Raw genomic sequence first — 5,631 nt, forward strand, 5'->3', positions numbered from 1 at the left:
GTTAGCTCAGCTGGTAGAGCAGCGGACTTTTAATCCGTTGGTCGCAGGTTCGAATCCCGCACGGCCTACCAAATACTATGAAGAAGCCAACCGTTCGCGGTTGGCTTTTTTGTTTTGGGCAGCATCGCCTGCGCGGGATGCGATCGCTGACGCAAATCAAACACCCTGCCACCTGCGATGCACCCCTGTTGAACTGTCGTATAATCAGGCAATCATGAACGGCCCTCTATCCTCGACCACGCCCGCATTTGAGACAGCGGAAGCCGCCGAAACCTATGAGCACTGGTTTCGCGCCAAGGTATTAGCGTCGCTAAATGATGACCGCCCTGCCCGCCCACATGACACTGTCATGGCGCAACTGAAAAAAATCGTCGCAGCCCAGCCTGATGACCATGCTGCCGATTCTATGGAAGGCTGAAGCGCAGGAAGATTTGACCGCGATCCTCACTTACATCGCGCAGCGCAACCGGCCAGCAGCACTTCAGCTTTACAACGACATCGACAACGCGATCTCCCAACTTCCCCATCATCCTCATTTATACCGAACCGGAAGAGTTGCAGGCACGCACGAACTGGTTGCCCACCCAAACTATGTCGTCGTATATCGCGTTGAAGCAAGCGCAATAGAAATTCTTGCCGTCATGCATACACGGCAACTCTATCCCTGAGTCCCCTCCCCGCATATCGAAAACCGGTCGTTAACGCGACGCCAGCGCCTGCCTCCCGGCCAGATGCGCCACCACGCTCCCCATCGCCCGCCCCAGCGGCACCTCCACCCAGCGGTAAAACGCCGCCCCGGCCGCCAGGCTGGCGCCCCAGGCCGTCAGCATGCCCAGCGCCTGCCACTCGGGTTCGAGCGGCACATAGGCAATAAATAAAGCATTCACCAGCAGGCTGACGGGAAAGTGGACGAGGAACACGGCATACGAGATGCGGCCCAGGGCGTTGACGATATTCCACGCGCCGCCCTGCGCAGGCGTGCGGGCGCGGCCGAACAGGAACAGGGCGCAGGCGACGATCAGGGCCAGGGCGATGCGGCTGCGGTAGTCGACGGCCAGGGCCAGCAGGACGGGCACGGCGGCCATGGCCATGAGCGCGGTCATGGCGCCCGGTTTGCGGGCTGGGTCGCTGGCCCACCAGGCCATGAGCCCCAGGCCATAGCTGCCGAAGAAATACGGCGCCCAATTGTCCCAGCCCGCATCGAGATTGAAATACAGCAGGGAAAAGGTGATGCCCACGGTGACGGCCAGCGGCATCAGCCAGCGTCCGCGCCGCCGGCCCGCCAGGCGGCCGCCCAGCCACAGCAGCGATACCGTCAGCAGGTACAACTGGAAATCGATGGCCACGTACCAGGCGCCGGCGGACAGCGATTCATAGCCCAGCACGCCGTGCAGCAGCAGGACATGGGCGCTCAGCTGGCCCAGGGTGACGGCGGCCGACATGGAATCGTGCAGCATCCAGATGCCGGCCACGGGCGTCAGCACGGCGGCGAGCAAGGTGGCCGCCAGGAAAGGCGGCGCCAGCTTGGCATAGCGGCGCCAGACGGCCTGCAGCGGGGTGGCAATGCCGGGCTGGCCGGCGGGTGACAGGGATTTGGCGACGAGAAAGCCGCCGATGACGAGAAATACTTGCACGGCGATGCGCGCACTGCCGCCCAGCCAGTCCAGCAACGCGGGCCACAGCGGTTGCACGTAGTCGGACATGGGCCCGTAAAACGCCAGGTGGTGCAACACGATCAACTGCGCCGCGCCCGCCTTCAATACATTGATCCAGCCAAACTGCGGACGATTTGCCAGGTCCGCCTGTGATACCACTGCTGCTACCGTCATTCCCATCCCTTGCCGTGCCAGGTAGTCTCGCCAGTCCGTCGCGCAACAGGCGCGCGGCCGGGGATTTACCGAAAGGCCGACATCATAGCCGAGCCTGGCAAATGGCGGGGCGCGGCAGGCGGCTAAGCTGCCGGCTTTTCCGCCTCCGGCTGCCCGGGCGCCAATGGCTGTTGCGCGAGGATGGCGTCGAGCAAGCCGGGGAAACGGCTCTCGATATCGGCGCGGCGCAGGGTGTTCATGTGCGTCGTGCCCGCGTTTTCCGTGTAGACGAGGCCCGCTTCGCGCAAGACCTTGAAATGGTGGGAAACGGTCGATTTCGGCCGCCCGCCATCGAGGTCGCCACAAGCGGCCGCCTCGACTCTGGCAAGGTGGCGCACGATGTCGAGGCGTATGGAATCGCTCAAGGCGTACAGCACTCTTTCGAGCACGAATTCGCTGGCGGAGGGATGTTTGTGTGGGCGCATGAGCAGAATCATACAGCATGCGCTATACTAATTCCATTCTTCGAATATTTACGAACTACCGAATCAGCATTTGCCAATCTTTTCATCCACACACACAAAGGCCACCATGTCCGCCCTCTTCCAGCCCTACACCCTCAAAAACGTCACCCTGCGCAACCGCATCGCCGTGCCGCCCATGTGCCAGTACATGGCCGTCGATGGCCAAGCCAACGACTGGCATCTGTCGCATTACGCGGGCATGGCGCGCGGCGGCGCGGGACTGGTGATCGTCGAAGCGACGGCCGTGGCGCCCGAAGGCCGCATCACGCCAGGCTGCACGGGCATCTGGAGCGATGATCTGGCGCAAGCCTTCGTGCCGGTGGTAAAGGCCATCAAGGCGGCCGGCGCCGTGCCCGGCATCCAGATCGCCCACGCGGGCCGCAAGGCCAGCGCCAACCGTCCATGGGAAGGCGACGACCACATTGCTGAAGGCGACGCACGCGGCTGGCAAACCATCGCTCCGTCCGCCATCGCCTTCGGCGGCGGCCTGCCGAAAGTGCCGCGCGCCATGGACCTCGACGATATTGCCAGCGTGAAACAGAACTTCGTCGATGCGGCCATCCGCGCCCGCGAAGTGGGCTTCGAATGGCTGGAACTGCACTTCGCCCACGGCTACCTGGCGCAAAGCTTCTTTTCCGCCCACTCGAACCAGCGCGACGACATCTATGGCGGCAGCGTGGAAAACCGCAGCCGCTTCCTGCTGGAAACATTGAAAGCCGTGCGTGAAGTGTGGCCCGAGCACCTGCCGCTGACCATCCGCTTCGGCGTGCTGGAATTCGACGGCCGCGACGAGCAAACCCTGCTCGAATCGATCGGTCTCGTGCGCCAGTTCAAGGATTCGGGCATGGACATGATCAGCGTCAGCATGGGCTTTACCATTCCAGACGTGTCGATTCCGTGGGGCCCGGCCTTCATGGGACCGATTGCCGAAAGAGTCCGCCGCGAAGCGGGCGTACCCGTCTCGTCCGCCTGGGGCTTCGGCACGCCGGCCATCGCCGAGCGCGTAGTCAAGGAAGAGCAACTGGACGTAGTGATGGTCGGCAAGGCGCACCTGGCCAATCCGCACTGGGCATATTTTGCCGCCAAGGAACTCGGCGTCGAGCGCGCCTCGTGGACCCTGCCGGCGCCGTACGCGCACTGGCTGGAACGCTACTGATCATCCTTCACCGTTGCCGGATGCCCCTCCAAGGGCAGTTCCGGCAGGAACAGCAGGAAGACCAGTCCCACCTGCAGCAGCACGGCGCCGGCGCCAAACACGCTGGCGATGGCATGGCGGTACACCTCCACCGTCTGCGCCGCCGCCTGCGCACCGAGCGCCGACACGGCTTCCACGCCATGCTGGTGCAGCTGGTGCGCGAGGATGGCGCCGGACGCCGTCACACCGAGCAAGCCGCCCAGCGAGCGGAAAAAGGCCAGCATGGCCGTGCCCACGCCCCGGCGCGCCAGGGGCAAGGCATTTTGCACAGCGATCGTCATGTTCGGCATCACCAGTCCCAGCCCCGTGCCGAGGAAGAAGATGGCCGGCTCGATGATCCAGTAGCCGCGCGACGTTTCCATGGCCCAGGCCAGCACGGCAAACGCCAGCAGCGCCACGGCCAATCCCGCCACCTGCACCATCTTGTACTTGCCCGAGCGCGACAGCACCCGGCCGTTGAACATCGACGACGCCACCAGCCCCACCATCATCGCCACCGTCATCACGCCCGATTCGGCCGGACTCGTGCCCATCACCAGCTGGAAGAACAGGGGAAAGAAGACGCTGGCGCCCATCAGGCCCATGAAGGTCATGGCCATCACCAGGCTGGCGATATTGAAGGTGCGGTTTTCGAACAGGTCGGGCGGCAGCACGGGTTCGTCCACCCTGCCCACGTGAAACGCCAGCCAGACGCCCAGCAGCAAGGCGACGCCGCCGCATACCTTGATGGCGAGAGAGTCCCACGGCCACTCCGTGCCGCCCAGCGCCAGCACCAGCAGGGCCGCCGTGACGGCGCCCGTCAGCAGCGCAGACCCCAGGTAATCGATCTTGTGCGCATGCGTGCGCGCCGGTTTGCGCATGGCGCGCGCGATGATATAAAAGGCCACAATGCCCACCGGCAGGTTGACATAGAAAATCCAGTGCCACGACAGGGCATCCGTGATGACGCCGCCCAGCACGGGGCCCAGCACGCTGGTGACGGCAAACACGATGGGCACCATGCCCTGCCGCTTGCCCCGTTCGGCCGGCGGCACGATGTCGCCGATGATGATTTGCGCCAGCGGCATGAAGCCGCCCGCACCGAGGCCCTGGATGGCGCGGAAGATGATCAGTTCCGTCATGTTCTGCGCCAGCCCGCACAGCACGGAGCCGAGCAAAAAGGTCAGCAGGGCCGTGAAGATCATGGGGCGGCGGCCATACTGGTCGGCCAGCTTGCCGTACAGGGGCATGGTGGCCGTCGACGCCAGCACGTAGGCCGTCACCACCCACGACAGATGCGCCATGCCGCCCAGGTCGTCGACGATGCGCGGCAAGGCCGTGGCGACGATACTCTGGTCCAGCGCACCGAGGCCCAGCACGGCCATCAGGCCCAGATAGATGGCGCGCACTTCGCGCTCGGTGACGGGTTTTACGGCGTCCTTGTCTGCGCCTGCGGCGTGATCGTGGCCGCTCATGCTTGTCCAATCTCAAGCAGCGGCTGCATGGCGGCTTCCAGCGCATCGACCTGCTGCGGCGTCAGGCGGGCGATGCGCCGCGCCAGCGCATCGCGGCGCCGCGCGCGCAAGGTGTCGAGCATGGCCAGGCCATGCGCGGACACGTGCAAGCCCGAACGCCGGCGATCCTGCGGATCGGGCGCGCTGCGCTCGACCAGTCCCGCCTCTTCGAGCGACTTGACCTGGGCGCTGACGGTCGGCCCGCGCACATTCTGCAGCCGCGCCAGCGCAGCCACGCCGATGCCGGGCTGCTCGTGGATCAGCGCCAGCAGCATGTACTGCATCATCGATACGTTGCCCTCCAGCTCGCCCCCTTCGCGCTGCATTGAGCGCAACAGGCGCTTGAGCGCCAGGCGCAAGTCATCGGACAGCGCCAGCGCGCGTTCGGGGATGGGAAAGTCTTCGGTTGCGGGCATGGGATCATATGAATAGGTAGGCTATCTACCCATATTAGACCTCGAATCAGAGCAACGCAAGGCTTTTTTCCGCCCCGGCCCTTCCCAAAACCGCCATTGGCCGTCATAATAGCCGCCCTTGGGTCGTTAGCTCAGCTGGTAGAGCAGCGGACTTTTAATCCGTTGGTCGCAGGTTCGAATCCCGCACGGCCTACC

The 5,631-nt window shown here is 64.3% G+C and carries 7 protein-coding genes and 1 tRNA gene; 4 read left to right on the plus strand and 4 right to left on the minus strand.

What is annotated here, in order from left to right:
- Positions 1 to 214: 214 nt before the first annotated feature.
- Both relB and IGS61_RS27575 read left to right on the plus strand, forming a co-directional pair.
- Positions 215 to 418 carry a type II toxin-antitoxin system RelB family antitoxin gene (relB, locus tag IGS61_RS28040; protein ID WP_442908112.1) on the plus strand — a complete coding sequence of 68 codons (204 nt, stop codon included), beginning with the start codon at positions 215 to 217 and terminating at the stop codon, positions 416 to 418.
- A complete protein-coding gene (locus IGS61_RS27575) occupies positions 387 to 668 on the plus strand; it encodes a type II toxin-antitoxin system RelE/ParE family toxin (protein WP_230542485.1) in 282 nt (93 codons plus the stop codon). Before relB ends, IGS61_RS27575 begins: the two co-directional genes overlap by 32 nt.
- A 30-nt stretch (positions 669 to 698) precedes the next feature.
- On the opposite strand, the gene IGS61_RS27580 is transcribed toward IGS61_RS27575, so the two are convergent.
- Positions 699 to 1,829, minus strand: coding sequence for an acyltransferase family protein (locus IGS61_RS27580; protein WP_230542486.1), 1,131 nt, complete (start codon positions 1,827 to 1,829; stop codon positions 699 to 701).
- 122 nt (positions 1,830 to 1,951) lie between these two features.
- Positions 1,952 to 2,293, minus strand: coding sequence for an ArsR/SmtB family transcription factor (locus IGS61_RS27585; RefSeq protein WP_230542487.1), 342 nt, complete (start codon positions 2,291 to 2,293; stop codon positions 1,952 to 1,954).
- A 106-nt stretch (positions 2,294 to 2,399) separates the two neighbouring features.
- Here IGS61_RS27585 and IGS61_RS27590 point away from each other — a divergent pair, with 106 nt between their 5' ends.
- On the plus strand, positions 2,400 to 3,488 hold the full coding sequence (locus IGS61_RS27590) for an NADH:flavin oxidoreductase/NADH oxidase (protein ID WP_230542488.1): 1,089 nt from the start codon (positions 2,400 to 2,402) through the stop codon (positions 3,486 to 3,488).
- Here the strand turns inward: IGS61_RS27590 and IGS61_RS27595 are convergent.
- Positions 3,482 to 4,981: an MDR family MFS transporter gene (locus IGS61_RS27595; RefSeq protein ID WP_230542489.1), complete on the minus strand. Its 1,500-nt coding sequence runs from the start codon at positions 4,979 to 4,981 to the stop codon at positions 3,482 to 3,484. The two genes, IGS61_RS27590 and IGS61_RS27595, sit on opposite strands and share 7 nt — an antisense overlap.
- A complete protein-coding gene (locus IGS61_RS27600; protein ID WP_230542490.1) occupies positions 4,978 to 5,436 on the minus strand; it encodes a MarR family winged helix-turn-helix transcriptional regulator in 459 nt (152 codons plus the stop codon). The genes IGS61_RS27595 and IGS61_RS27600 overlap by 4 nt, the downstream gene beginning before the upstream one ends.
- Positions 5,437 to 5,556: 120 nt before the next feature.
- On the opposite strand from IGS61_RS27600, the gene IGS61_RS27605 reads away from it, so the two are divergent.
- Positions 5,557 to 5,629: transfer RNA gene (locus IGS61_RS27605), tRNA-Lys, on the plus strand.
- The last annotated feature ends 2 nt before the right edge of the window (positions 5,630 to 5,631 follow it).

Origin of the sequence: Janthinobacterium sp. FW305-129, assembly GCF_020858115.1 — a bacterium.
GTDB lineage: Bacteria > Pseudomonadota > Gammaproteobacteria > Burkholderiales > Burkholderiaceae_D > Janthinobacterium.

Excerpts from the sequence above, each read along its gene's own strand:
- IGS61_RS27580 (WP_230542486.1), bottom strand. The coding sequence starts at position 1,829 with ATGACGGTAGCAGCAGTGGTATCACAGGCGGACCTGGCAAATCGTCCG.
- IGS61_RS27590 (WP_230542488.1), top strand. The coding sequence starts at position 2,400 with ATGTCCGCCCTCTTCCAGCCCTACACCCTCAAAAACGTCACCCTGCGC.
- IGS61_RS27585 (WP_230542487.1), bottom strand. The coding sequence starts at position 2,293 with ATGCGCCCACACAAACATCCCTCCGCCAGCGAATTCGTGCTCGAAAGA.
- relB (WP_442908112.1), top strand. The coding sequence starts at position 215 with ATGAACGGCCCTCTATCCTCGACCACGCCCGCATTTGAGACAGCGGAA.
- IGS61_RS27575 (WP_230542485.1), top strand. The coding sequence starts at position 387 with ATGACCATGCTGCCGATTCTATGGAAGGCTGAAGCGCAGGAAGATTTG.
- IGS61_RS27600 (WP_230542490.1), bottom strand. The coding sequence starts at position 5,436 with ATGCCCGCAACCGAAGACTTTCCCATCCCCGAACGCGCGCTGGCGCTG.
- IGS61_RS27595 (WP_230542489.1), bottom strand. The coding sequence starts at position 4,981 with ATGAGCGGCCACGATCACGCCGCAGGCGCAGACAAGGACGCCGTAAAA.